This is a genomic window from Arthrobacter sp. B2060 (assembly GCF_059090445.1).
Genome location: NZ_JBNHFR010000002.1, coordinates 152,521 through 177,838, shown reverse-complemented (window position 1 = coordinate 177,838; position 25,318 = coordinate 152,521). Strand labels below are relative to the sequence as shown.

The following is a 25,318-nucleotide window of genomic DNA, read 5'->3' as shown; positions in this document are numbered from 1 at the left end:
ATGGCACTTCTCCTCTATCGCCTCGGCAAGTTTTCCTACCGCCACCGCTGGCTTGTCATCTCACTATGGCTTGCGGTCCTCGTGGCCGTCGGCGGGTCGGCAGCGGCGTTCCACGGAACAATGTCCAACAACTTCCAGATCCCGGGCACAGAAACCCAGCAGATGGCGGACAAGCTCAAGAAGGAACTGCCCTCAGCCTCGGGTGGTTCCGCCGGAATCGTCTTCGAAGCCAACGATGCCCAGTTCAGCCAGGCCGGCAAAGACGCGGTGTCCACCGCTCTGACAAGGCTTCAGAACCTCCCGGACGTCCGGGGAACGGTGGACCCGTTCGCCACCCAGGCCCGTCTGGACAAGGCTGCGGCCGACCTTGCCGCCGGCGAACAGAAGGCAGCCGCAGGCAAGTCCCAGCTGGACAAGGCCGCCGCCGAACTCGCCGCGGGCAAGGCCCAGCTGAAGAATGCCGAACAGCAAATGGCCGCTGCCGGCCTGCCGCCGGCGGCCGTCGAAGCGCAGCTTGGCCAGCAAAGGGCGGCCCTCGCCGCAGGGCAGGAAAAGCTCGACGCCGGCACAAAGGAACTGGACGCGGCCAACCAAGAACTCGCCCTCGGCAAGCGCGAACTGGCTGCCTCCCAGGGGATGCGCTTCGTCTCCGAGGACAGCAAAGCCGCCATCGCCCAGGTTCAGTTCAGGACCTCCATCAACGGCCTTGAGCCCCAAGTCCGCCAGGAAGTCCAGGACATCGTCAACGAAGTCTCCTCTGCCGGTGTCACCGCCCTGCCCAGCAAGGAAATCACAGAGGACGTCTCCGAGATCTTTGGCGTTGCCGAGATCGTCGGCATCGCCGTGGCGGCGCTTGTCCTGGTCATCATGCTCGGCACGCTGATCGCTGCGGGCCTGCCCCTGGTCATGGCACTGGTGGGTGTAGCCGGAGGCGTCGGCGGCACGTTTGCCCTGAGCGGCGCTATCGACATGAGCTCCATCTCCCCGATGCTGGCCCTCATGCTCGGCCTCGCTGTCGGCATCGACTACTGCCTGTTCATCGTCAACCGGCACCGCAGCCAGCTGCTGTCAGGAATGGATGGCGAAGAATCCGTGGCCCTTGCCACCGGAACCGCCGGCAACGCCGTGCTCTTTGCCGGTCTGACGGTCATCATCGCGCTCGCAGCCCTCGTGGTCCCGGGACTGCCGTTCCTTGCTGTGATGGGCCTGTCGGCGGCCGCCACGGTGGCCGTCGCCGTCGTCGTCGCCCTGACCCTGACCCCCGCTGTGCTCTCGCTGGCGGGCAGGAGGCTGATCTCACAGCGTGCCTGGGCTAAGGCTGAAAAGCACAACGCCAGCCCCGGCCACGAGGCCGAAGACCGGGCCAAGGACGAACACCGCAGCAGCCACGGCTGGGGCGGCCTTGTCACCAGGCACCCGGTGATGGCCACGCTGGCCGGCGTCCTGCTCCTCGGCATCGTGGCCCTGCCGGCCAGCCAGTTGAGGCTCGCCCTGCCGGATGGCGGTTCCGAACCCGTCGATTCCCAGGCCTTTAAGGCTTACGACGTGACCAGCCGCAGCTTTGGCGAAGGCACCACCGGCCCGATCGTCGTTGTCGGCGACTTCCCCGAAGGCCTCAGCGAAGCGGATGCCAAGGCCAAGCAGCTGGACGTTGCCGATGTCCTTCGCACCACGGAGAACGTCATTGCGGCCATCCCCGTCGCACTTAGCGAGGACCGCCGAACCGCGGTGTTCCAGGTCATTCCCAGGGAGGGACCGGCCAGCGCCAGCACCGTCGAGGTGGTCTCCGCGCTGCGCGCCGAGAAGGCGGCGATCAAGGACTCCCTCGGCGTGGGCATCGGACTCACTGGCCAGACCGCAGGCAACATCGACGTGTCCACCAAGCTCGGCGACGCCCTGCCCCCGTACCTGGCCATCGTGGTGGGACTATCGCTGGTCCTATTGCTGCTGGTGTTCCGCTCGATCGTCGTGCCGCTGCTGGCCACCGGCGGCTTCCTGCTGTCCCTGGCTGCTGCCTTCGGCGCTGTTGTAGCCGTCTATCAGTGGGGTTGGCTGGGGAGCGTGTTTGGCGTCGACAACCCCGGGGCCGTGCTGAGCTTCCTGCCCATCATCCTGATTGGTGTGCTGTTCGGGCTGGCCATGGACTACCAGGTCTTCATTGCCTCAGGCATGCGCGAATCCTTCATGCACGGGGAAACGGCCAAGCATGCGGTTCGCTCCGGCTTCAGTCACGCGTCCGCAGTGGTTACCGCCGCCGCCATCATCATGGTCAGCGTGTTCTCCGGCTTCATCTTCTCGCACCTGAACATGGTCCGGCCGCTGGGCTTCGCCATGGCATTCGGTGTCCTGGTGGACGCGTTCGTGGTGCGCATGACGATTGTCCCGGCCGTGATGTACCTGCTCGGCGAGAAAGCCTGGTGGCTGCCGCGCTGGCTGGAACGCATCCTGCCGGACGTTGATGTGGAGGGCGCCAGGCTGCGCAAGCCGGGAACGACGGCGCTGGGCGCCTCCGCGCCCGAGCCCGCAGGGGTCCCGGCCGGCTAGCGCGGCAGACAGCACCGGTCGTCGCAGCAAGGTCATCACAGGCGCCTCCTGCTACTGCCACTTCGGCTCCCCGATTGCCGTCCATGCCCATAGTGTTTCAGGGACCTGTGACATTAACTGGCGGATGCAGTGAGCAGTCCAGGCTAGGGAATCAGGACCACCTTTCCCAGGGAGCGGCGCCCTTCTATCGCCTCATGGGCGGCGGCCGCGGCCGCGAGTGGGAACTCATGGAACTGCGGCCTGACATGACCTTCAGCGACGGCGGCGAGCGCGGCCGATTCCAGGGAACGAAGGTCAGTGATCGGCGCCCCTAATGCACTGCTGACGGTCAGTCCACGGGCCAATATGTCTGCGGTGTCGACCCGCAGCGGCGATTTGCTGGACCACCCCACGAGCACGACCCGGCCGCCCGCACAAAGCGCTTCGAGCGCTGACCGTCCGATATCACCGCCCACGCCGTCCAGCAGCACCGTGGGCTCACCACTGTCGGTGTGGGCGGACAGGGCTTCCCGCATCGCACCCGTCCAGCCGGGCTTCAGTGAATCAACAGCGAGCAGCCGCCCAGGCGAGGATGGATGCTCGGCCTGCAGGGCTTCAATGACCGGCCGCTTTGACGGTCCGCCATAAAGGGCGACGACAGTGCAGCCGGCAGCCAGCGCCAGCTCCACCAGTTGGCTGCCGAGCCCGCCTGAGGCGCCCGTGACGATCACGACGTCGTGGGGTGTCAGCCCCGCCCGGCCCATGACCAGCTGCGCAGTCCGCCCCGTACCGATTGCCGCAACCGCGGCGGCGAAAGAGACGTGATCGGGAATGTGATGCAGCGAGGCGGCGGCAGCAAGGGCAAACTCCGCATAGCCGCCGCTGGCAAACCCCAGATGCACCACCATCCGCGAGCCAAGCGGGTCTTCCCCGACTCCGCGGCCCAGGGCCGCGACAATGCCGGCCACTTCCCTCCCCGGGGTCATGGGCAATCGGGGGCGCGGCATTGAGGGCGGACCGTCACCCCGCCGTATGTCCGTATCCACGGCGTGAACTCCGGCAGCCTCCACCCGGATGAGCACCTGGTGCTCGCCGGGTTCAGGCAACTGCACATCGGCGAGCTTCAGTTCCTCCACGCCTCCGAACTTCTCCTGGACGATCGCCTTCATGCCCCTGCCCTTTCCGATTGTGTGGTAGTTGATTGCATCTGTTTGGCCCCAGTGGAAACCCGCGGTGCGATGATCACTGCGGCAGCGGCGATCGCGGCGGCAACTGTAAAGACGCCCTCAAAGGATGCGGACACCGACGTAAAAGCCGTGAACACGATTCCCGTGACCGCGAGAGCCAGCGCGCCACCCAGGGAATCTGAAATGGACATGGCCGAACTGTTGAAGCCTTCGGTGTCCTTCGTGGACAGTGCCAGCGTCATGACGCTCAGCCGCGGATACATCAGTCCCATGCCGGCGCCGGCAAAGACCCAACCGGAGATCGCGACGGCGGACGGCCAGTTAAGCGCGGTGGTAACCAGGGCCAGGACCACGGCGCCGAGCACCAGTGCCGCACCTGTCAGCACCGCAAGACGGTGGTCCAGAAGGGTCCCCAGCCTCCCCTGAATGGCCGAGGCTCCTGCCCAGGCGAGGGCACCGCCAGTGAGCGTAAGCCCGGCAAATGTGGGCGAAAAGGCGTACCGCTCGACCAGGAGATACGGCAAATACACCTCGGCTCCAAAAAACGCAGCCGACACCAGGCCGCGGACCAGAATGACGCTCGGGAGGCCTGGCCGGGCGGTCAGGGTGCCCCGTGGCACAAGCGGGCGAACCGCCACGAGGGCAATCACGACGGCGGCAGCCGCCAGCACTCCCCCGATCATGGGAACGCCGGCTGAGAGGTTCAGTCCGAGCACCGCCAGCGCGGCGAGTCCAGCCCACGCCAGGCGACCATAGGCCCAAGGCACCGGCCCAGCAGCAGGATCACCGGCGGCAGGATCACCTGCGTCAGCATCTCCATGCAGCCCGCGTAAAGCCGGAGCGATCATGAAGACGGCAGGCAACACCAGCCCGATGACGCCGAGGAACACCCAGTGCCAGCTGGCCAGCTGCGCCACAAGGCCAGCCGCAAAAGGTCCCACGAGCGAGGGAATCACCCATGCAGCTGCAAAGCCGGCGAAGACCTTCGCGTGCAATTGCGGCGGATAGACCCGTGCCACCACCACATACAACGCAACGGTCATGGCTCCACCGCCCAGGCCCTGGACCAGGCGCCCTGCTACGAGCAGCGGCATGGCACCTGCAGTTCCGGCCATCAGCAGGCCTGCCGTGAACAGTGCCACGGAGAGGTAAAGCGGAGCTACCGGCCCCCGGCGGTCCGACCAGTTGCCGGCCGCCACCATTCCAATGACGCCGGTGGCGAGCGGCCCTGCAAACGCCATGGCATAAAGGCTGGCCCCGTTCAGCTCACTGCTGACAATCGGCATGATGGTGGTCACGGCCAGCGATTCGAAGGCGGCCAGGAACACCAGGGCGCAGGCGCCCACGGTGGTCAGCAGGTAGGGGCCGCGGAGAATCCCCCGGTTGTCGGGGGCTGGGGATGGGACGAGGTCTTGTACGGGCGTGCCCCGGTCAGCAGTCATGGACGCAACCGTAGAACCTCAACTAAGGTTGAGGTCAAGCTTCCGCCCAGGATGCGGAACCTTTGTCTGGGATCAGACCGGCCAGGCCGGGACCGAAGGGGGACCCGAAGGATGCCACAGCTGTCCGGCGGAGCGCACCACGCATTGAGCATCGGCGAGCTTTCGGAGCGCAGCGGCGTGTCGCCGTCGGCCCTTCACTTCTATGAACGCAACGGACTGATCGCCTCGGAGCGGACCCCGGGCAACCAGCGTCGGTACCAGCGGGAGGTCCTGCGGCGTGTGGCGTTTATCAGGGTTTCCCAGCGTGTCGGGATTCCGCTGAAGGAAATCCGCGCGGCACTGGACTCGCTGCCAGAGGGCCGCACGCCCACCAAGCGCGACTGGTCCAGGCTGTCGCGCATGTGGCGGTCAGAGCTGGATGCGCGCATCACTGCCCTGGAGCATCTCCGCCGCGACCTGGACGGGTGCATCGGCTGCGGCTGCCTGAGCCTGAAGGCTTGCCGGCTGCAGAACCCTGAGGATCAACTGGGCGGGAGCGGCCCAGGGCCACGCCGCTGGGACTCCTAAGTCGCCTGGTCAGCCGCTGCGGTTGACAGCTAATCTGGGCGGCATCAGTCGCCGGCTGCCCACTGTGTCCTGGATTCGGCGGCAGGGTAGACGCCAAGGATCCGTACCTCGGTGGTGAAGAACTCCAGTTCCTCCAGCGCCCGGCTAAGCGGTGCATCCTCGGGATGCCCTTCGACGTCCACCATGAACATGGTCGCGGCAAACTCGTTTCCCACCATGTAGCTTTCAAGCCGCGTCATGTTCACGCCGTTTGTGGCGAAGCCACCCAGGGCTTTGTACAGGGCGGAGGGGACATTCCGGACACGGAACACAAAGCTGGTGACTGCCGGTCCGCGCAGTTCTTCCCGTCCGGGCAGCTCCGTCTCCCGGGCCAGGACTACAAAACGCGTGGTGTTGGAGGGATCGTCCTCGACGGCTGAGGCCAGAATCTCAAGGCCGTAGAGCTCGGCGGCGAGCGGGGGCGCCAGGGACAGCTTGGTGGGATCGTTCCATTCCCGTACCTCACGGGCAGACCCGGCCGTGTCGCCGGCGATCACGGGTTTTAGCCCCGCCTCGCGAATCAGCCGCCGGCACTGGCCCAGGGCGTGAATGTGGCTGTGGACCTCGGTGGCCGCCTCGATGGTGCTGCCGGGGATGCCGAGCAGATCGAAGTGGATGGGCAGAAAGAACTCGCCCACGATCTGCAGGCCCGAGTGGGGCAGCAGCAGGTGGATGTCGGCTACCCGGCCTGCGATGGAATTCTCGATGGGGATCATCGCCAGGTCCGTCTCGCCGCTGGACACCGACTCGAAGGCGTCCTCGAAGCTGGCACAGGGAACGCTCACCATGCCGGGGAACATTCGTTTGCAGGCGATATCTGAGTTGGCGCCGGGCTCACCCTGGAACGCAATTTTCTGGGCCATGATCCGTATCGTTTCACGCACTGTGGCAGCTAACCCAGCGACGGCGCCATAACGCCGTCATACGGGCTTCGCCAACCTAAATCCTCCGGTCGAACTCGTGCTCCAAGTCCCCCATCAGCGCACGCGGGTGTAGGTGAGGTAGAAGTCGTGTTCCAAGGGCGCACCCGGCTCGGCGCCCCGCTCCCAGCGGCCCAGAATCGTGTTGCCGTCCTCGCTGAGTTGGCCGACGTAGCGCTGTGGCCAGTCTGGCCCCTCGCGAAAAAGCGTCCAGACGCCGCCCTCGAGAGTCATCTCATAGACGCGTGCGACGCCGCGGGAGTCGAAGTAGTGCTGCTGCAGGCCGCCGTCGGGGCCGGTTGCGCCGATGACGCAGATGCCGTTGGGGAACTCGGGCCGATCGACGGTCGAGCGCTCGATCAGGAAGCCACCTCCCTCAAGCCACTCGAACGTTGTCCTCCCCTCGGCCTCCAGGCCGGGGACTGCGGTTTCCCACTCCCCGACCAGAATGTCGAGGCGCTCCAGCGAGCCACTCCTGTCCGATGCCATCGGTACCCCTCCTCGTTAACGTGCTGGGTTGAGGCGCTGCGAATTTAAGGTTCCAGCGAATCAGGCCCAGCCTAGGGCTCCGGCACCCCAAAGAACACGGGAGGGAATTAGGCTGGAGCGGTGACCCGCCTCATTCTTGCTTCCCAGTCCCCCGCCCGCACCAAGCTGCTCAGCAACGCCGGCATCGCCCACGAAGTTCTTGTTTCCGACGTCGATGAGGACGCCGTCCAGGCCCGCTACGGCGTGACGGACCCGCACGACACCGCCCTGCTGCTCGCACGCGCGAAGGCTGAGGCTGTGGCCTCCCTGCCCGAGGCCGAGGGCGCCCTGGTGATCGGCTGCGATTCGGTCTTTGAGTTCGACGGCGAGGCCCACGGCAAGCCCTACACCGCCGAGGTCGCCAAGGAGCGGATGCTCCGCATGAGCGGCAGCATGGGGGTGCTGCACACAGGCCACTGGCTGGTGGATTGCCGGGACACCGACACCACCGCCAAATCCGAAAACACCGCCAACTCCGGCAACACTGACAACACCGACGACGGCGGCGCCGGCTCCGGCGCGACGCTCGGCACCGTTTCCTCCGCCGAGGTCCACTTCATGGAGATGAGCGAAGCCGAGATCGACACCTACATTGCCACCGGCGAGCCGCTTCAGTGCGCCGGGTCCTTCACCATCGACGGCTACGGCGGAGCGTTCATCCGCAAGGTCGACGGCGATCCCCACACCGTCGTCGGGCTCTCCATCTCCACCCTGCGCGGCCTGCTGGGCCAGGCAAAGGTGGATGTCACCGCGTTGTGGACCGGCGGCGCCGTCGATCCCTCCGAAGTCCGGGCCGAGTGAGTCAATTGGCGGAACGTTGTAGCAACCCTACAAAGCAGCGGCCGCGTACCCGCGGATTCCGCCAGTAATATCGGCGGAATCCTCAAAATCAGGCTAGGCTCCCTGAAGGAAAGAAGGAGACGCCTTGTCAGTTAAGCCGGAGCAGTCCGCAAATCCAGAGCAGTTCACCGCCGCCCCGAGCCACGCAGGCGCCGTCCTGACGAGCTCCAAGCGGCTGAGCAAAGTGCTGATCGCCAACCGCGGGGAAATCGCCGTGCGCATCATCCGTGCCGCCCGCGACGAAGGCATCGCCTCCGTGGCGGTGTACGCAGACCCGGACCGCGATGCCCTGCACGTCCGGCTGGCAGACGAAGCATACGCCCTGGGCGGCAACACTGCCGCGGAGTCCTACCTCGTCATGGAGAAGCTGATTGAGGTGGCCCACCGGTGCGGCGCCGATGCCATCCACCCCGGCTACGGCTTCCTGGCCGAGAACGCCCAGTTCGCTGCCATGGTCATAGGGGCCGGCATCACTTGGATCGGCCCGTCCCCGGAGGCGATCTCTGCGCTCGGCGACAAGGTCCAGGCCCGCCACATCGCGGAAAAGGTGGGGGCGCCGCAGGTCCCCGGCACGGCTGACCCGGTGGAATCCGCCGAAGAAATCCTCGAATTCGTGGACAAGTTCGGCCTGCCTGTGGCCATCAAGGCGGCCTTCGGCGGCGGCGGCCGCGGCATCAAGGTGGCCCGCACCCGCGAGGAAATCCCGGAACTCTTCGAATCCGCTGTCCGCGAGGCAACCGCCGCGTTCGGCCGTGGCGAATGCTTCATCGAGCGGTTCCTGGATGCTCCGCGCCATGTGGAAACCCAGTGCCTGGCGGATTCCTATGGCAACGTCGTGGTCGTCTCCACCCGCGACTGCTCCCTGCAGCGGCGCAACCAAAAGCTTGTGGAAGAGGCACCGGCACCTTTCCTCACCGAAGAACAAAACCGCCGCCTCTACGAGTCGTCCAAGGCGATCCTCAAGGAGGCCGGCTACCTCGGCGCCGGAACCTGCGAATTCCTGGTCGGCCAAGACGGCACCATCTCCTTCCTTGAGGTCAACACCCGCCTCCAGGTGGAGCACTGCGTCTCCGAAGAGGTGACGGGCATCGACCTCGTCCGCGAACAGTTCAGGCTGGCCCGCGGCGAGAAGCTGGGCTATGACGACCCCGAGGTCCGCGGGCACTCCTTCGAGTTCCGCATCACCGGCGAAGATCCGGGCCGGAACTTCATGCCCGCCCCGGGCACCGTCAGCACGCTGAAGAACCCCACCGGCCCCGGTATCCGGATCGACTCGGGCGTGGAGCAGGGTGACGTCATCAGCGGCAACTTCGACTCCATGCTGTCCAAGCTGATCGTCACGGGCGCCACCCGCGAGCAGGCTCTGGAGCGCTCGCGCCGGGCGCTTGAGGAAATGGTGGTGGAAGGCATCCCCACCGTCATCCCGTTCGACCTTGCCGTGGTCAGCAACCCTGACTTCGCCCCAGCCGAGGGTCCGTTCAAGGTCCACACGCGCTGGATCGAAACCGAATTCGTCAATAACCTGCCGGTCTGGACGCCGGCAGGCGCCGCCCCCGAGGCGGAGGAAGCCGGCGAGCGCCGGACCGTGGTGGTGGAGGTCGGCGGCAAGCGGCTGGAAGTCGCCATCCCCGCATCCCTTGGATTCAGCGGCGCGGCATCGGGCGGCGGGAAGCCGGCCAAGTCCAAGAAGCGCAGCCGTTCAGGCGGCGCCGCCCAGGCGGCCGGCGGCAACGCCCTGACCTCCCCCATGCAGGGCACCATTGTGAAGGTGGCAGTGGCCGAAGGCGACGTCGTCGCAGAAGGTGATCTCGTCGTCGTGCTTGAGGCCATGAAGATGGAACAGCCGCTGACCGCCCACCGGTCCGGCACCGTGACCGGGCTGGCGGCAGCGGCCGGCCAGACCGTGGCGGCCGGCGCAGTGATTGCGACCATCGAGGACTGAAAACATGCATGAAAATGCCCGGTGTGGATCACACCGGGCATTTTCATTTAAGGGCCTGAGGAATCAGGCCACGTTATTTTCGTAGTCCGTGTCCTTGGTTTCCCGGGTGATCCACAACGCAATGAAGGTGAGCACCGCCGCGGCCGCCATGTAGACGCCCACGAGCCAGGTGCTGCCGCCGGCGGCCTGCCACAGGGCAATGGCGATGAAGGATGCGGGCGCTGCTCCGATCACGCTGGAGAGGTTGTATGCCACCGCGGAGCCCGTGTAGCGCACGTTGGCCGGGAACAGCTCGGGCAGGATCGCGGCCATCGGGCCGAAGGTAAGACCCATCAGGGTGAAACCCACGATGAGGCCGACGATCGCGGCACCCGCACCGGGGCCGAACATCGTGAACCACAGCGCACCGAACACGAAGATGCCCGCAGTCACGCCCAGCAGGAACTTCCGGCGGCCCCATTTCTCGGCCAACGGGCCGGAGACCAGCGTGAAGATGCCGAAGAAGACGACGCCGAGGATCAGCATCCAGAGGAAGTCGCCGCGTGCGATGCCCAGGCCGGGAACGAAGTTGGCAATCTCGGCCGCGGACATGGGCTTGCCGGCCTTCTCCGCGGCGGCCTGGGCGGCCTCAACCGTGGCGGGCTTGGTGCCGTAGGTCAGGGTGAAGGACGTCATGATGTAGAACAGCACGTAGGTGGCCAGCATGATGAAGGTGCCGGCCACTACCGGGCGCCAGTGGCTCTTGAAAGTTGCCGCGAACGGGACCTTCGCCACTTTGTCTTCCTTGAGGACCTTCTGGAAGGACAGGCTCTCAACGAGCTTCAGCCGGACATAGAGGCCAACGATCACCAGGACGGCGCTCAGCAGGAACGGAATCCGCCAGCCCCAGGCGAGGAAGTCTGCGGGGCTGAGGGTGGCGTTGAACCAGATGAACAGCAGGTTGGCCAGGATGAAGCCGATGGGCGCGCCGAGTTGCGGGAACGTTCCGTAGATGGCGCGCTTTCCCTCGGGGGCGTTCTCGGTGGCCAGCAGGGCCGCTCCGGACCACTCGCCGCCCAGCGCCAGTCCCTGGGCAAATCGCAGCAGGACAAGCAGCAGCGGCGCAAAGATGGCCCAGCCCGGGACGGAGGCCGTGGGCAGCAGACCGATCAGGAACGTCGCAAGCCCCATCGTTAGGAGCGAGGCCACCAGGGTGCCCTTGCGGCCGAACTTGTCGCCGAAGTGTCCGAAAAGAACCGATCCGATGGGCCGGGCGATGAACGCCACACCGAAGATCGCGAAAGAGCTCAGGAGTGCATTGATTTCGGTGGCTTCCGGGAAGAAGAGCCGCGGAAAGACCAGCACCGACGCCGTGGCATAGATGTAAAAGTCGTAGAACTCAATCGTGGTGCCGATGAGGCTGGCAAAGATGACCTTGCCTTTGGAGTTCACCGGTTTGGCGGTGCCATATTCCGTTGACGTTACAGGGGATGACATGAAGTGCCGCTTTCTGAGAACTGGACGGACTTCGATGCCGACGCCGCCCGACTATGGAATAAAACAGAGTTCAATATTAGTTCCCACCATCCAGCGAGTGGACAATTAGTCCACCATCCGGACGATCCAAATCGTCTCACCATGAGGGCTTCCGGCAAGCCTAACCCCGCCACTTTGCCGCCGATAGGCAAATGTCACAGCACGTTAACAAACGGCGACTGTCCTCGAAACGCGGCTTCCCTACCTTGGTAAAGACAACAATCCCCCAAGGAGGTACACCGTGACTGCTGACCGCACCGCAGAATCCGGCACCGGCAATTCCCTCGATCTTGCCGCGGAGCCGACGCCCGGGAGCGGCTCCGCATCCCTGAATGTGCAGACCGCTACAGCCACCGCCACCCCCGCCCTCGAGGTCCGCCCCGGCCGCTGGATTGCGAACTGGGATGCAGAGAACAAGCAGCAGTGGGAAACCCAGGGCCGCTCCATTGCACGCAGGAACCTCAACTGGTCCATCTTTGCCGAGTTCCTCGGCTTCGTCGTCTGGCAGCTGTGGTCGATCGTCGTCGTTCAGCTCCCCGCCGCGGGCTTCACGTTCACCACTTCCGAAATCTTCTGGCTCATCTCCATGCCGAGCCTCGTAGGCGCCACACTCCGCATCCCCTACACCTTCATGGTCCCGAAGTTCGGCGGCCGCAACTGGACCATCGTTTCGGCGCTGCTGCTCCTGATTCCATCCATCGGACTCGCGATGTGTGTCTCCAACCCCGAGACTCCGTTCGGCATCATGCTCCTGGTGGCCGCCCTGGCCGGCTTCGGCGGCGGCAACTTCGCCAGCTCCATGGCCAACATCACCTTCTTCTACCCCGCCCGTGAAAAGGGCTGGGCCCTGGGACTCAATGCGGCCGGCGGAAACCTCGGTGCCGCCGTGGCGCAGCTGGCCGTTCCGATCGCCATCACACTCCTGGCCGCCGGCACCGTGAACCTGCCCATGGCCGGCCTGATGTGGGTCCCGCTCATCCTGATCGCGGCATTCGGCGCCTTCAAGTACATGGACAACCTCACCAGCGCGAAGGGTGACGTGGCCGGCTCCCTGGCCGCGCTCAAGGAACCGCACCTGTGGATCATGGCGCTGCTCTACATCGGCACCTTTGGCTCCTTCATCGGCTTCGCCGGCGTCTTCCCCAAGCTCATCAAGGACTACTTCCCCGCGTTCTCCTCCATCGGAGTCGGCACGGTGGCCCTCTCGCTGGCCTTCCTCGGCCCGCTGGTCGGCTCCCTGGCCCGCCCCTACGGGGGACGCATGGCTGACCGCATGGGCGGCGCCCGGATGACCGTGGCCGCCTTCGCCTCCATGGCCGTGATCACCCTGACCATGATCTGGACGCTGCCCCTGAAGAACTTCTGGCTCTTCCTGGTCCTCTTCCTGATGCTCTTCACCGCCAGCGGCTTCGGAAACGGCGCCACGTACCGCATGATCCCCGTCATCTTCGCTATCTCCAGCCGGGCAGCCCGCTCCGGCGCCAGCTCGGTGACAACCCAGCGCCTGGCCTCCTCTGCCCTCGGCCTGATCTCGGCGATCGGCGCCTACGGCGGGTTCGTGATCCCGCAGGTGCTGAACGCCTCCAACACGGCCAGCGGCTCCTACACGCCGGCGTTCTACGGCTTCGTCGGCGCCTACGTTCTGATGCTGGCGGTCTGCTGGTTCTGCTACATCCGCAACACCAACCGAAATGCGATGGGACACGTCTAACATGACCAAAAGCGCCGACACGCACTGCCCTTACTGCGCCTTGCAGTGCGCCATGACGCTCAAGTCTCCAGCGGCTTTGGCCCCGGCTGTCCAGCCGGGGTCAAAGCCCGTGCCTGCCGCACCTGCCCAGGACGGAACCGCCCACAACGTGCCCGCGCTGGAGGTGCCGGCCCTCGAAGTGAACGGCCGTGACTTCCCCACCAACCGCGGAGGCCTCTGCCGCAAGGGCTGGACCTCTGCCTCGCTCCTGCAGCACCCCGGGCGCGTCACGGAGCCCATGTTCAAAGGGCCCGACGGCGTCTTCCGCCCCATCACGTGGGACGAGGCGCTCGCCCGCATCACCACCGCCGTCCGGGACACCCGTGCCAAGCACGGAGCGGACGCCATCGGCGTTTTCGGAGGCGGCGGCCTCACCAACGAAAAGGCCTACCAACTGGGCAAATTCGCGCGCCTCGCGTTGGGCACCTCCCGCATCGACTACAACGGCCGGTTCTGCATGTCTTCCGCCGCCGCTGCCGGCATGCGGGCCTTCGGCCTGGACCGCGGCCTGCCGTTCCCGCTGGAGGCACTGGACACAGCCAGCACCATTCTGATGCTCGGCTCCAACGTCGCCGAGACCATGCCGCCCTTCGTCCAGCACCTGCGGGGCGTCCGCGACGCCGGCGGCCTGATTGTGGTGGACCCGCGGCGTTCCGCGACGGCAGCCTTCACCTCCGACGGCGGCGGAATGCACCTCCAGCCGCTGCCCGGCACTGACCTTACTCTCCTGCTTGGCCTGTCCCACGTGGTGATCCACGAGGGCCTCGTGGATGCCGACTACATCGCAGCGCGCACCACCGGCTACGATGCCGTGGTCCGCAGCGTCAACGCCTTCTGGCCCGAGCGGGTCCAGTCCATCACGGGTGTTCCCGCCGAGCTCATCCGTGAAACCGCCCGCCTGCTGGCCGAGGGCGCCCGCCGCGGCGGCAGCTACATCCTCACCGGACGCGGCGTGGAACAGCACGTGGACGGCACCGACACCGCCACGGCGGCCATCAACCTCAGCCTGCTGCTGGGGCTGCCCGGAACGGCCCGCAGCGGCTACGGCACGCTCACGGGCCAAGGCAACGGCCAGGGCGGCCGCGAACACGGCCAGAAAGCCGACCAGCTGCCCGGCTACCGCAAGATCACCGACCCCGCCGCGCGGGCACACATGGCCAAGGTCTGGAACGTCCCCGAGGAGCTCATCCCCGGCCCCGGCCTGCCTGCCGTGCAGCTGCTCAAGTCACTGGGAGAGCCCGACGGCGTGCAGTGCCTGTTCGTGCACGCCTCCAACATCGCCGTCGCCGCCCCCGATGCCAACGACGTCATCCGGAGGCTCCGCACCCTGGAATTCCTGGTTGTCTGCGACTTCTTCATGTCCGAGACCGCGGCCGAAGCGGATCTGGTCCTGCCGGTGCTTCAGTGGGCTGAGGAAGAGGGCACGCTGACCAACCTCGAAGGCCGCGTGCTCCGCCGCCGCCAGGCCATCCAGCCACCCGCCGGTGCCCGCAGCGAACTGTGGATCATGGCCAGGCTGGCAGAGGCACTCGAGGCGCCGTCCACCTACAGCGACGATCCCGAGACAGTTTTCGAAGAGCTCCGCCTGGCCTCCGCCGGCGGCGCGGCCGACTACTCCGGCATCGACTACGCCATGCTCGACGGCGGAGCAGCCGCCTACTGGCCCTACCCCGCGGGCAGCACCGGAACGCCGCGCCTGTTCCTGGATGCGTTCGCGCACGCCGACGGCAAGGCCGTGATGACTCCGGTGGCGCCCCGCCGCCGTCGGACGCCGGCAGCGAATCCGGATCCCGAGGCCAAAACGATGACCCTCATCACCGGGCGCCTGCTGGAGCATTACCAGTCGGGGGCCCAGACGCGGCGCGTGGCCGAACTCCTCGCTTCCCAGCCAGAAGCCAGGGTCCAGCTTCACCCGGCGGCCGCTGCCGGGATGGGCATCACCGACGGTGCGCTGGTCTCCGTGGCGAATGAGCGCGGCGAGGTGGTCTGCCGGGCGGAACTCAGCACGGCCATCCGTCCGGAAACCGTGTTCCTGCCGTTCCACTTCCCGGAACTGGAAAGTGCGAACCGGCTGACCGAAGCCGCCACGGATCCCATCTCGGGGATGCCCGAATTCAAGTACAACAAAGTCTGGGTCCGGTTGGCAGCGAACCTACAAGACACCAGCGTTCTTCAGACATCGGAGGCCTCATGAGCGAGCAGATTGTAATTGTCGGATTCGGTCCGGTGGCGGCGCGGCTGGTCGACGAGCTGCTTCCCGCGCTACGCGCAGGGCAGGTAGGGCTGACGGTGATCGGCCAGGAGGCCGAGGCCGCCTACAACCGCGTGCTCGTCGCTGATCTCGGCGTAGGCCGCACTACCCCTGAAGCACTGGCCCTGGCCGACGCCGCCGCTCTCGCGGTGGACGGCGTCGATGTCCGGCTGGGCGTAAAGGTCAAGCGCGTGGACCGGGCCAGGCAGCACGTCCTGCTCGCCGACGGTACATCGGTCCACTACGACCGGCTGGTCTTCGCCACCGGTTCCCGGCCGGTCATCCCCAATCTCACCGGCATCAACCCTGACCCCGCAGCCCCGGTCCTGCCCGAAGGCGTCACCGCACTGCGTGACCTCCGTGATGCCGAGGTTCTGCGACAGGCCGTTGCCGGCCGGAAGCGCGTCGTGGTGCTGGGCGGCGGCGTGCTCGGCCTCGAGACGGCCCTCGCGGCGGCCGAGGAAGGCGCCACGGTTACCGTGGTGCACAACGGGCCCCACCCCCTCGGCCGGAACATCGACCGCGGCGGCGGAGCAGTGCTCGCCGCCAGCCTCCGGAACTGCGGCGTCCGCGTGGCCGCCAACGCCCGCTCCACGGGCGTTGAGCACAACGCTCCCGGCGGCGGGTTCTCGGCTCTGCTGCTCGACGATGGTTCGGCCATCGACGGCGACCTGCTGGTTCTCTCCTGCGGCGTCCGGCCGCGGACCGAACTGGCGGAGGGCTGCGGGCTTTCGACGGGCACCGGCATCCTCGTGGACCACCACCTGCGCGCGCACCATGAACACCACATCTTCGCCATCGGCGACTGCGCCGAGGTCCGTTGCCCGGATCCGGGCTGCCTCGAGTGCCGTACGGCGCGCGGTCCGTCCGGCCTGGTTGGTCCGGGGTGGAGGCAGGCCGAATGGCTAGCGGAATACCTGCTGCGGCTGGCCGAGGGACCGCAGGGTGACGCTGAGTCGCTGCCCCCGCTCCCCCAGGAGAAGCCCGGGGTGATCGTGCTCAAGGCCCGCGGCATGAACATGGCCGTGGCCGGGGACAACTCCGCCGAGCCGTGGGATGAGGACGTCCTGACCGCCGGAGCCGTCAACGGCAGGCCACGGCTGCAGATCGCACAGTGGGCCGATCCGGAGCACGGCCGCTATGTGAAGATGACCACCCGCGGCGGCATGCTTGAGGGCCTGGTCAGCGTGGGAATGCCCCGCACCGCCGGCGAACTCGTGCAGCTCTTCGAGCGCGGCGCCGAACTGCCTGCGGACCGTTCCCTGCTCCTTCGCCTGGACGGTCCGGACCAGCTCGCGCCGTCCGCTGCTTCGAGCGATCCAGAAAGCACCGTCTGCCGCTGTGCAGGTGTCAGCGGCGGCAAGATCACCGAAGCCGTCACGGGCGGCTGCTCCACCGTGGCCGACGTCTCCTCAGCCACCCGCGCCGGCACCGGCTGCGGCGGCTGCCACGAGGACATCAAGGGGCTCATCGAAAAACACTTCCAGGCGGCAGCCGCCTAAAACCTGACCAGCACCACCCTTGTACAAGGGGTCTCCGCCCCAGCGTCACAGAAATCGGGCATGCCGCGGATGGCAGGTAGCATCTGAGCCATGAGTGCCGACGAAGACGACGACATTACAGATGAGCTGCTGGCCGACGCCGAAAAGCTCACGGGGCTGAGCCTTGAGCTCCTTGGGCTCGACCCGCATCCCGATGACATGACCGCCGAGCAGCGGCTGCAGTTCGACCCCGACGACCTGGCAGAGATGGCGTCCGTAGCTCCTGATGAAAGGCAGCGGTCCGTGCGCCAGACGCACCTGCTGGCGGGCCTCCTGTGGAATTCCTCAAGCGTCCTCATGGACCAGCTGTTCCGTGACCTGGGAACGCTGGGCGACCTGGACACGGTCACGCCCGCCCACGTCGCCGGGACCTCCGTGCTGTCCTCGCTGCCGGCCCGGTTCGCCCACAGCTACGACGCCACGTTCACCCAGAAGTTCATCGTCGTCGCGGCGGACGTCACCGCCTCGCTGGCGCGCGGCTGGACCGCTCCCGGCTGCCTCGCGGCCGAACTCGCTGTCCGCTGCCTGCTGGACCAGGCCCAGGTCACCGAGGAAATCTACGACCTGGACCTCCCCGGTGAGTGGCGGGCGATTGTTGAGGAAGTCCTGCTTGAGGACGCAGAGTGCGAAGCACTGTATTCGGACACTGCCGGCACGCCGGACATCCAGCGGTGGTTCACCCCCTTCACCCCGGGCGACAGCGTTCCGGCGTACGCCTTCGCCTGACCCTAGATGTGTCTGACCCCTGGATGTGCCTGATCCTGGACGTGCCCGACCCTAGTTGTGAACGTGCAGGCGCCTGGCTGCTTCGGAAATCGAACCGCTGAGCGACGGGTAGACGGTGAAGGTGCTGGCGACGTCGTCCACGTGCAGTTTCTGCTTCACCGCAATGGCGATGGCGAAGATCAGCTCGGAGGCATTCGGACCCACCACCACGCCGCCGATCACAGTGCCCGATCCCTTGCGGGCGAAGATCTTGACGAAGCCGTCCTTGACGTTGCGCATCTTGGCGCGGGCATTGCTCTTCAGGGAAAGCTTGATGATGTCGCCCTGGTACTTGCCGGACTCGATCTCCGCCTCGGACACGCCCACGGACGCGATCTCCGGTGAGGTGAAGATGTTGGACGCGACCTGGTGCAACTTGATGGGGGTCACCTGGTCCCCCAGGAAGTGCGCGATGGCGATCCGGCCCTGCATCGCGGCGACGGAGGCCAGCGCGAGGACGCCGGTGCAGTCGCCGGCGGCATAGATGTTCGGTGCGGTGGTGCGGGAAACGCCGTCGACCTTAATGTGGCCGCTCTCGGTGACCGCAACGCCTGCCTCTTCGAGGCCGATACCGGCGGTGTTGGGGATCGAGCCCACGCAGACCAGGCAGTGGCTGCCGGTGACCTTGGTGCCGTCGCCGAGGGTGACCACCACGCCGTCGGCGGTTCGCTCCACGGCTTCGGCGCGGGCGCGGGACAGGACCGTCACGCCGCGGCGCTCGAACACCTCTTCGAGCACCTCGGCGGCGTCAGTGTCGGAGCCGGGAAGCACCCGGTCACGGCTGGAAATCAGGGTGACCTTCGAGCCAAGGCCGTTATAGGCGGAGGCGAATTCAGCGCCGGTCACACCGGAACCCACCACGATGAGCTCTTCAGGCAGTTCATCCAGGTTGTAGATCTGGGCCCAGTTCAGGATGCGTTCCCCGTCGGGCCGGGCGGTGGGCAACTCGCGCGGGTGCGCACCGACGGTCAGCAGGATCGCATCCGCCTCGACCGTTTCCGTGCCCTCGGCGGTAAGGACTTCGATGGTGCGGTTGTCAACGAGCTTGCCGGAGCCGATCAGGATTCGGACGTTCTGGTGTTCCAGGCCCGCAGTGATGTCGCGGGACTGCTGGCGTGCGAGGCCGAGCAGGCGGTCGTTGATGTGCTTGAGGTCCGCGCGCATGACGGGCACGAAGTCACCGCCGCCGTCGACGTCCAGCTTCACCCCCAGCTCGCCCGCCTCACCGACCCGGGTCATGAGGTCCGACGTCGCGATCAGCGTCTTCGAAGGCACGACGTCGGTGAGTACGGCGGACCCGCCGAGGCCGGCGCGCTCAATGATGGTGACCTTGGCCCCCAGCGCAGCGGCAACCATGGCGGCTTCGTAACCGCCCGGGCCTCCGCCGAGAATTGCGATTCGGGGTGCGCTGAAATCAGGATGCATAGTCACAGTCAACCATTCTCGCCCATTGGCTGCAGCACCACCAACAAACTGCTGGGCAGGCGTGGGCTCCGCCGCTGGGCACCGGCGCTGCCGCACGATAGCTTGTACCAGTGAGTAATACAGAATTCCTGAACACTGACCCGTTCGAGGTTGCCCGCACCGCCGCCGACTACATCGCGGCCAAGACCGGCGTTGAGTCACACGATGTCGCGCTGGTCCTGGGCTCCGGCTGGGCCGAGGCCGCCAGCCTGATCGGCGAGACCACGGCAACCCTGGCGGCCTCCGAGGTGCCGGGCTTTTCCGCCCCTGCCGTGGAGGGCCATGTGGGCACCATCCGGTCAGTGCTGACGAGGGAAGGCAAGCGCGCGCTGGTTCTAGGTGCCCGTACGCACTACTACGAAGGCAAGGGAGTCCGCGCCGTGGTGCACGGTGTGCGTACCGCGGCAGCCGCCGGCTGCAGGACACTGGTGCTCACCAACGGCTGCGGCGGACTCAATGAGAACTGGGCGCCGGGGACGCCGGTTCTGATCAAAGACCACATCAACCTCACGGCCACCTCACCGCTGGAAGGCGCCACTTTTGTGGACCTGACCGACCTGTACTCGGCCCGGATCCGCAGCCTCGCGCAGGAAGTGGACGCTTCCCTCGACGAAGGCGTGTACGCGCAGTTCACCGGGCCGCACTACGAAACCCCAGCCGAAGTGCAGTACGCCAAGCGCATCGGCGCCGACCTCGTGGGCATGTCCACCGCCCTGGAAGCCATCGCGGCACGGCACGCGGGCATGGAGGTCTTCGGCATCTCGCTCGTGACCAACCTTGCCGCCGGCATCAGCCCGGTGCCGCTTAGCCACGAGGAAGTGCTCGAGGCGGGCCACGCTGCCGGGCCACGCATCTCCAAGCTCCTGGCCGAAATCATCGCCAGGCTCTGATCCGGCCTTCCGAAACAGTCGCGAAGATGTGACCGGGCGGCTGGCTTATCCGGCACCCAACGGCCCGGGTTTGACGATAGTTTGGACTTTATGATGTCCTCCGACGCCGACTCCCAGCTGTTCAGCGAGGCCCGCGCCTGGGCTGAGATGGACCCGGATCCCGCCACTTCCGCATCCCTGGCCGAGCTCCTATCCCAAGCTGAGGCCGGTACTCCTTCTGCCCTCCAGCTGCTGAAGGACAGCTTCAGCGGCACTCTGCAGTTCGGCACGGCCGGCCTCCGGGCGCCCCTTGGCCCCGGCCCGAACCGAATGAACCGGGTGGTGGTCCGCCGCGCAGCGGCAGGTTTCGCGAACTTCCTGACCCAGGCAGTCGAGGAGGCCTCACCGGGAACCCGGCCACGCGCCGTCGTCGGCTACGACGCGCGATACAACTCGGACATCTTCGCCCAGGAGACTGCCGCGATCTTCACGGCGGCGGGAATCGACACCCTGCTGATGCCGGCCGCGCTGCCCACGCCGCTGCTTGCCTACGCGGTCCGGGCCCTCGAGTGCGACGGGGGCGTGATGGTCACAGCCAGCCACAACCCGCCGCAGGACAACGGCTACAAGGTGTATCTTGGCCGCCACGCGGTGGAGGAAAGCGGCCGCGGCGCGCAGATCGTGGCTCCGTACGACGCCCTGATCGCGGCCGAGATCGACAAGGTGCCTGCCCTGGATTCCATCATTCTGGCCCAGGACGGCTGGGGTGTGCTCGAAGCCGGCATCGCCTCAGACTATGAGGCAGCCATAGCCGCCCTGGCAAAGGCGGATCTCTTTCCGGCCCGTGACCTCAAGATCGTCCTCACGCCCCTGCACGGAGTAGGCGGGGACACCGCCGTGGCCGTTCTCAAGGCAGCGGGATTCACCGACGTCACAGTGGTCAGCGAACAGTCCCAGCCGGACCCGGACTTCCCCACCGTCAGTTTCCCCAACCCCGAGGAACCGGGCGCACTTGACCTCGCCCTCGCGGCGGCCGCACAGGCCGACGCGGACATCGTCCTGGCCAACGACCCCGACGCCGACCGCGCGGCAGTGGCGGCCAAGGATCCAGACTCGGGCGCGTGGCGGATGCTGCGGGGCGATGAAGTGGGGGCGCTGCTGGGCGCGCATGTCGTGGCGCGGTTGTCCGCGCCCACCGGGGAAACGCACGACGGCGTGTTCGCCAGCTCCGTTGTTTCCTCGCGGCTGCTCTCGCGCATCGCGGCAGCGGCAGGCTACGCCCATGAGGAAACCCTGACGGGGTTCAAGTGGATTTCCCGGGTTCCGGGCCTGGTGTACGGCTACGAGGAAGCGCTGGGCTACTGCGTGGCCCCGGACCTGGTCCGGGACAAGGACGGCATTTCGGCGGCCGTCCTGATCGCCGAGCTCGCGGCAACGGCCAAGGCGGACGGTAAGACCATCTTTGACACGTTGGACGAGCTGTACCTGGTCCACGGGCTGCACGCCAGCGACCAGCTGAGCATCCGCGTGGCGGACCTGGGCCTGCTCAATGCCATGATGAACCGGCTCCGCGTGAGCCCGCCGGAGTCGTTCGGCGGTTCGGCCGTGGAATCCTTCATTGACCTTGCCGAAGGCAGCGACAAGCTGCCGCCGACGGACGGGCTGCTCTACCTCACGCGCGATCTCAGCCGCGTGATCATCCGTCCGAGCGGCACGGAGCCGAAGCTCAAGTGTTACCTGGAAGTCATCCAAAGCGTGGGCTCCGCGGCCGAGCTGCCCGCGGCCCGGGCAGCCGCGCGGGCCGCACTGGACCGGGTGCTGGGCGACGTCCGCGAGGCCCTGGGGCTGTAGCGCCGGCTACAGGGCTGGGGTTAAGGGGTGGGGCTACAGCTCGATTTCGACGTGGCCGTCTGCAATCCGTGCGGCGAACGTGGCAAGGCGCAGTTCGGGGTTGCCAAAGCACTCGCCGGTTTCCAGGTCGTAGACCTCTTTGTGGAGCGGCGACGCGATGGTGGGACGCGTGCCGCGTGATCCGAGGATGCCACGTGCCATGACGAACGCGCCGGTGGCCGGGTCTTCCTGGGCCACGGCGAAAACCTCACCGGGCGCGGTGCGGAACAGTGCTACCTGGCGGCCGTCAACGAGTGCCGCCTCACCCCAGGAGAGCTCCAGTTCGTCCACGGCGCAGACCCGGTGCCAGCCAGTGGCATACCCGGTGGTCAGATCCTCAAGTTCCAGTGTTGCCGTCATGTCGGCTCCTCTCCCATTGCCTGCATCCCGGCGCCAATGGCCGGTTTCCGCGAGGCGATTTCGCCTGCTTTAGCCGCCACTGCGGCGGTATATCCAAAGTAGGTTCCCGGTGTTTCAAAGGCGTGCAGCCAATGTGTCCGGAACGTAAAAGACACCTCACTTGCCCGGAAATGTGTTCGTGATGCAGAAGTTAAGATCACGAAACAAAAGGGAAACTGAAGCGAAACTGCCCCTGCCTAGTCTGGATGGACAAGCTGCAGAGCCCCGTCTGCGGCCCATGCGAAAGGCCCCTAAGTGACCGGACAGACTTCAAGCACAGAGACACCGCGCCGCATCGTCGTCGCCGGAGGCGGCCCTGCTGCCCACCGTTTTGCGGACGCCATGCATGCCCGTGGCCTCGAAGGCTGGCAAGTAACTGTACTTACGGAAGAAGCGCACCTGCCCTACGACCGCGTTGCGCTGAGCAAGGCACTCACGGACAGCACCGTTGACCTCACGCTCGGCGCCGCCTCCATGTGGGACCACGAGGCAATCACCCTAAAGACCGGCGAGCGCGTTGTTAAGATCGACGCCGCCGCCAAGGCCGTCGAGACCGCCGCCGGCCACCGCTATGAATACGACGAGCTCGTGGTGGCTACCGGTTCTGACGCCGCCAGGCTCCCGATCCCCGGCGCCGAGCACGTGCATGTCTACCGCACGCTCGAGGACGTCTGGGCCATCAACAAGTCCATCGCCGAACTCACGGAGAAGCTTGGCCGCAAGATCAACGCCGTCACCATCGGTGGCGGTCTGCTGGGTCTGGAATCCGCGGCCGGCACCGAACAGCTCGGCGCCACTCCCGTGGTCATCAACGGCGCCCCGTGGCTCATGAACACGCAGCTCGACGAGGGCGCCGGCCAGGCGCTGGGCCGCCTGATCGAGGCCAAGGGCTTCGAGGTCCACGGCGGCGTGTTCCCGTCCGAAATCCTCGCCGACGACGACGGCCAGGTCACCGGCGTGCTGATGGCCGACGGCCGCACCATTGCTGCCGACCTCGTGGTAGTGGCCATCGGCGTCAGGCCCCGCGATGAACTCTTCCGCGCCGCCGAGGGCGAGGAGCCCCTGTTTGATCTTGGCCCCCGCGGCGGCGTCGTCATCAACGATGACTGTTCCACCCAGGTCCCCGGCATCTGGGCGATCGGTGAGGTGGCGAACTTCGGCGGCATGTGCCTGGGCCTCGTGGCCCCCGCCAACACCATGGCTGAAATCGTGGCGGACCGCCTGCACGGCGGCGAAGCCACCTTTCCCGGCTTCGACACCGCCACCAAGCTGAAGCTGTCCGGAGTGGACGTGGCCAGCTTCGGTGACGCCTTCGCCAAGACCGAGCACGCCCTCGAAATTGTCTACGCGGACCCCGCCCGCGGCGTGTACCAGAAGATCGTCACCACCGACGATGCCAAGACCCTCCTCGGCGGCATCTTTGTTGGCGACGCCGCCCCGTACACCAGCCTCCGCCCGCTCCTGGGCCGTGAGCTTCCGGCCGAACCCGGCGCCTACCTGACGGCGGCCGGCGGCGGCGAGGCCCCCGAAACCGAGCTGCCGGACGACGCAACCCTGTGCTCCTGCAACAACGTGACGGCCGGCAGCATCCGCGACGCCATCAACGGCTGCGGCGCCTGCGACGGCAACGCCCCCGTCCAGGAACTCGGCGAGCTGAAGGGCTGCACCCGTGCCGGCACCCAGTGCGGTTCCTGCGTGCCGATGCTGAAGAAGCTGCTGGAAACCGAACTCACCAAGTCCGGCGTCGAGGTTTCAAAGGCACTCTGCGAGCACATCGAGCTGTCCCGCCAGGAGCTGTTCGACGCCATCCGTGTCCTGGAGCTGACCTCCTTCGAAGAGATCATGGCCAAGTACGGCACAGGCGCCGGCTGCGACATCTGCAAGCCGACCATCGCCAACATCCTGGCCAGCCAGAACAGTGCCTATGTCCTGGACGCCGGCCGCGGCACCCTCCAGGACACGAATGACCGCGCCCTGGCCAACATGCAGAAGGACGGCACGTACTCGGTGGTCCCGCGGATCGCCGGCGGTGAGATCACCCCGAAGAAGCTGGGCGTCATCGCTGCTGTGGCAGAGAAGTACGGCCTCTACACCAAGATCACGGGCGGCCAGCGCATCGACATGTTCGGCGCCCGGCTGGAGCAGCTGCCGGAAATCTGGAAGGAACTGGTGGATGCCGGATTCGAGTCCGGCCAGGCCTACGGCAAGAGCCTCCGCACCGTGAAGTCATGTGTCGGCTCCACCTGGTGCCGCTTCGGTGTCCAGGATTCGGTGGCCATGGCCATCCAGCTGGAGCTGCGCTACCGCGGGCTCCGCAGCCCGCACAAACTCAAGATGGGTGTCTCCGGCTGTGCCCGCGAATGCGCCGAGGCCCGCGGCAAGGACGTCGGCGTCATCGCCACTGCGGACGGCTGGAACCTGTACGTTGGCGGCAACGGCGGTGCCACCCCGGCCCACGCCCAGCTGCTCGCGAAGGACCTGGACGACGAGACGCTGATCAAGTACATCGACCGCTACTTCATGTACTACATCCGAACTGCCGACCGCCTGCAGCGCACCGCACGCTGGCAGGAGGAGCTCGACGGCGGCATCAAGCACGTCGAGGACGTCGTAGTGCATGACACCCTGGGCATCGCCGAGGAACTCGAGGCGGCCATGGCCAAGCACGTGGACACCTACGTCGACGAGTGGGCCGACACCCTGACGGACCCCGAGCGCCTGCGCCGGTTCCGCTCCTTCGTCAACGCCCCGGACCAGAAGGACGACTCCATTACCTTCGTCCCCGATGAGCGCGGCCAGATGCGCCCTGCCACGGCTGAGGAAAAAGGCAAAGTGCTGATTGGGGCTTCCATCCCCATGAGGCCCCGCGATGAGAACGAGGTATAG

At 66.6% G+C, this 25,318-nt stretch carries 18 protein-coding genes; 11 read left to right on the top strand and 7 right to left on the bottom strand.

Features of this window, described 5'->3' with window-relative positions; translation table 11 throughout:
- Positions 1-2,544 (top strand): MMPL family transporter, encoded by a 2,544-nt coding sequence (locus tag AC5RUM_RS05610; protein WP_494034022.1) that lies wholly within the window; start codon positions 1-3, stop codon positions 2,542-2,544.
- 143 nt (positions 2,545-2,687) lie between these two features.
- Here the strand turns inward: AC5RUM_RS05610 and AC5RUM_RS05605 are convergent, their stop codons facing one another.
- Both AC5RUM_RS05605 and AC5RUM_RS05600 read right to left on the bottom strand, forming a co-directional pair.
- The gene (locus tag AC5RUM_RS05605) at positions 2,688-3,692 is read right to left on the bottom strand and encodes an alcohol dehydrogenase catalytic domain-containing protein (RefSeq protein WP_494034021.1); all 1,005 of its coding nucleotides are present in this window, start codon (positions 3,690-3,692) and stop codon (positions 2,688-2,690) included.
- Complete coding sequence (locus AC5RUM_RS05600; protein ID WP_494034020.1) at positions 3,689-5,152, bottom strand: MFS transporter; 1,464 nt, start codon at positions 5,150-5,152, stop codon at positions 3,689-3,691. Before AC5RUM_RS05600 ends, AC5RUM_RS05605 begins: the two co-directional genes overlap by 4 nt.
- Positions 5,153-5,263: 111 nt before the next feature.
- Between AC5RUM_RS05600 and soxR the strand changes: the two genes are divergently transcribed.
- On the top strand, positions 5,264-5,719 hold the full coding sequence (soxR, locus tag AC5RUM_RS05595) for a redox-sensitive transcriptional activator SoxR (protein ID WP_494034019.1): 456 nt from the start codon (positions 5,264-5,266) through the stop codon (positions 5,717-5,719).
- 44 nt (positions 5,720-5,763) lie between these two features.
- Here the strand turns inward: soxR and AC5RUM_RS05590 are convergent, their stop codons facing one another.
- Together AC5RUM_RS05590 and AC5RUM_RS05585 are read right to left on the bottom strand one after the other, a co-directional pair.
- Positions 5,764-6,621 (bottom strand): prephenate dehydratase, encoded by an 858-nt coding sequence (locus tag AC5RUM_RS05590; RefSeq protein ID WP_494034018.1) that lies wholly within the window; start codon positions 6,619-6,621, stop codon positions 5,764-5,766.
- 114 nt (positions 6,622-6,735) lie between these two features.
- A complete protein-coding gene (locus tag AC5RUM_RS05585) occupies positions 6,736-7,167 on the bottom strand; it encodes a hypothetical protein (protein ID WP_494034017.1) in 432 nt (143 codons plus the stop codon).
- Between the two features lie 120 nt (positions 7,168-7,287).
- On the opposite strand from AC5RUM_RS05585, the gene AC5RUM_RS05580 reads away from it, so the two are divergent.
- Together AC5RUM_RS05580 and AC5RUM_RS05575 are read left to right on the top strand one after the other, a co-directional pair.
- Positions 7,288-8,007, top strand: coding sequence for a Maf family protein (locus tag AC5RUM_RS05580; protein ID WP_494034016.1), 720 nt, complete (start codon positions 7,288-7,290; stop codon positions 8,005-8,007).
- A 124-nt stretch (positions 8,008-8,131) separates the two neighbouring features.
- A complete protein-coding gene (locus AC5RUM_RS05575; RefSeq protein WP_494034015.1) occupies positions 8,132-9,988 on the top strand; it encodes an acetyl/propionyl/methylcrotonyl-CoA carboxylase subunit alpha in 1,857 nt (618 codons plus the stop codon).
- A gap of 63 nt (positions 9,989-10,051) precedes the next feature.
- On the opposite strand, the gene AC5RUM_RS05570 is transcribed toward AC5RUM_RS05575, so the two are convergent.
- Positions 10,052-11,464, bottom strand: coding sequence for an MFS transporter (locus AC5RUM_RS05570; protein ID WP_494034014.1), 1,413 nt, complete (start codon positions 11,462-11,464; stop codon positions 10,052-10,054).
- A 280-nt stretch (positions 11,465-11,744) separates the two neighbouring features.
- Here AC5RUM_RS05570 and AC5RUM_RS05565 point away from each other — a divergent pair, with 280 nt between their 5' ends.
- The 4 genes from AC5RUM_RS05565 to AC5RUM_RS05550 all read left to right on the top strand — a co-directional run bounded on the left by AC5RUM_RS05565 (position 11,745) and on the right by AC5RUM_RS05550 (position 17,771).
- Positions 11,745-13,214, top strand: coding sequence for an MFS transporter (locus AC5RUM_RS05565; RefSeq protein ID WP_494034013.1), 1,470 nt, complete (start codon positions 11,745-11,747; stop codon positions 13,212-13,214).
- A 1-nt stretch (position 13,215) separates the two neighbouring features.
- A complete protein-coding gene (locus AC5RUM_RS05560) occupies positions 13,216-15,447 on the top strand; it encodes a molybdopterin oxidoreductase family protein (protein ID WP_494034012.1) in 2,232 nt (743 codons plus the stop codon).
- Positions 15,444-17,006 (top strand): FAD-dependent oxidoreductase, encoded by a 1,563-nt coding sequence (locus AC5RUM_RS05555; RefSeq protein WP_494034011.1) that lies wholly within the window; start codon positions 15,444-15,446, stop codon positions 17,004-17,006. The genes AC5RUM_RS05560 and AC5RUM_RS05555 overlap by 4 nt, the downstream gene beginning before the upstream one ends.
- Before the next feature lie 90 nt (positions 17,007-17,096).
- Entirely contained in the window at positions 17,097-17,771 is a 675-nt protein-coding gene (locus AC5RUM_RS05550) for a hypothetical protein (RefSeq protein ID WP_494034010.1), read from the top strand.
- 51 nt (positions 17,772-17,822) lie between these two features.
- Here AC5RUM_RS05550 and AC5RUM_RS05545 read toward each other — a convergent pair whose 3' ends face one another.
- On the bottom strand, positions 17,823-19,241 hold the full coding sequence (locus AC5RUM_RS05545; RefSeq protein WP_494034009.1) for an NAD(P)H-quinone dehydrogenase: 1,419 nt from the start codon (positions 19,239-19,241) through the stop codon (positions 17,823-17,825).
- Between the two features lie 104 nt (positions 19,242-19,345).
- Between AC5RUM_RS05545 and AC5RUM_RS05540 the strand changes: the two genes are divergently transcribed.
- Together AC5RUM_RS05540 and AC5RUM_RS05535 are read left to right on the top strand one after the other, a co-directional pair.
- The gene (locus AC5RUM_RS05540) at positions 19,346-20,164 is read left to right on the top strand and encodes a purine-nucleoside phosphorylase (RefSeq protein ID WP_494034008.1); all 819 of its coding nucleotides are present in this window, start codon (positions 19,346-19,348) and stop codon (positions 20,162-20,164) included.
- 90 nt (positions 20,165-20,254) lie between these two features.
- Positions 20,255-21,994 carry a phospho-sugar mutase gene (locus AC5RUM_RS05535; RefSeq protein ID WP_494034007.1) on the top strand — a complete coding sequence of 580 codons (1,740 nt, stop codon included), beginning with the start codon at positions 20,255-20,257 and terminating at the stop codon, positions 21,992-21,994.
- Positions 21,995-22,027: 33 nt separating this feature from the next.
- On the opposite strand, the gene nirD is transcribed toward AC5RUM_RS05535, so the two are convergent.
- Positions 22,028-22,393, bottom strand: a complete 366-nt coding sequence (nirD, locus tag AC5RUM_RS05530; RefSeq protein ID WP_494034006.1) for a nitrite reductase small subunit NirD — start codon at positions 22,391-22,393, stop codon at positions 22,028-22,030.
- Positions 22,394-22,687: 294 nt separating this feature from the next.
- On the opposite strand from nirD, the gene nirB reads away from it, so the two are divergent.
- Positions 22,688-25,318, top strand: coding sequence for a nitrite reductase large subunit NirB (gene nirB, locus AC5RUM_RS05525; protein ID WP_494034005.1), 2,631 nt, complete (start codon positions 22,688-22,690; stop codon positions 25,316-25,318).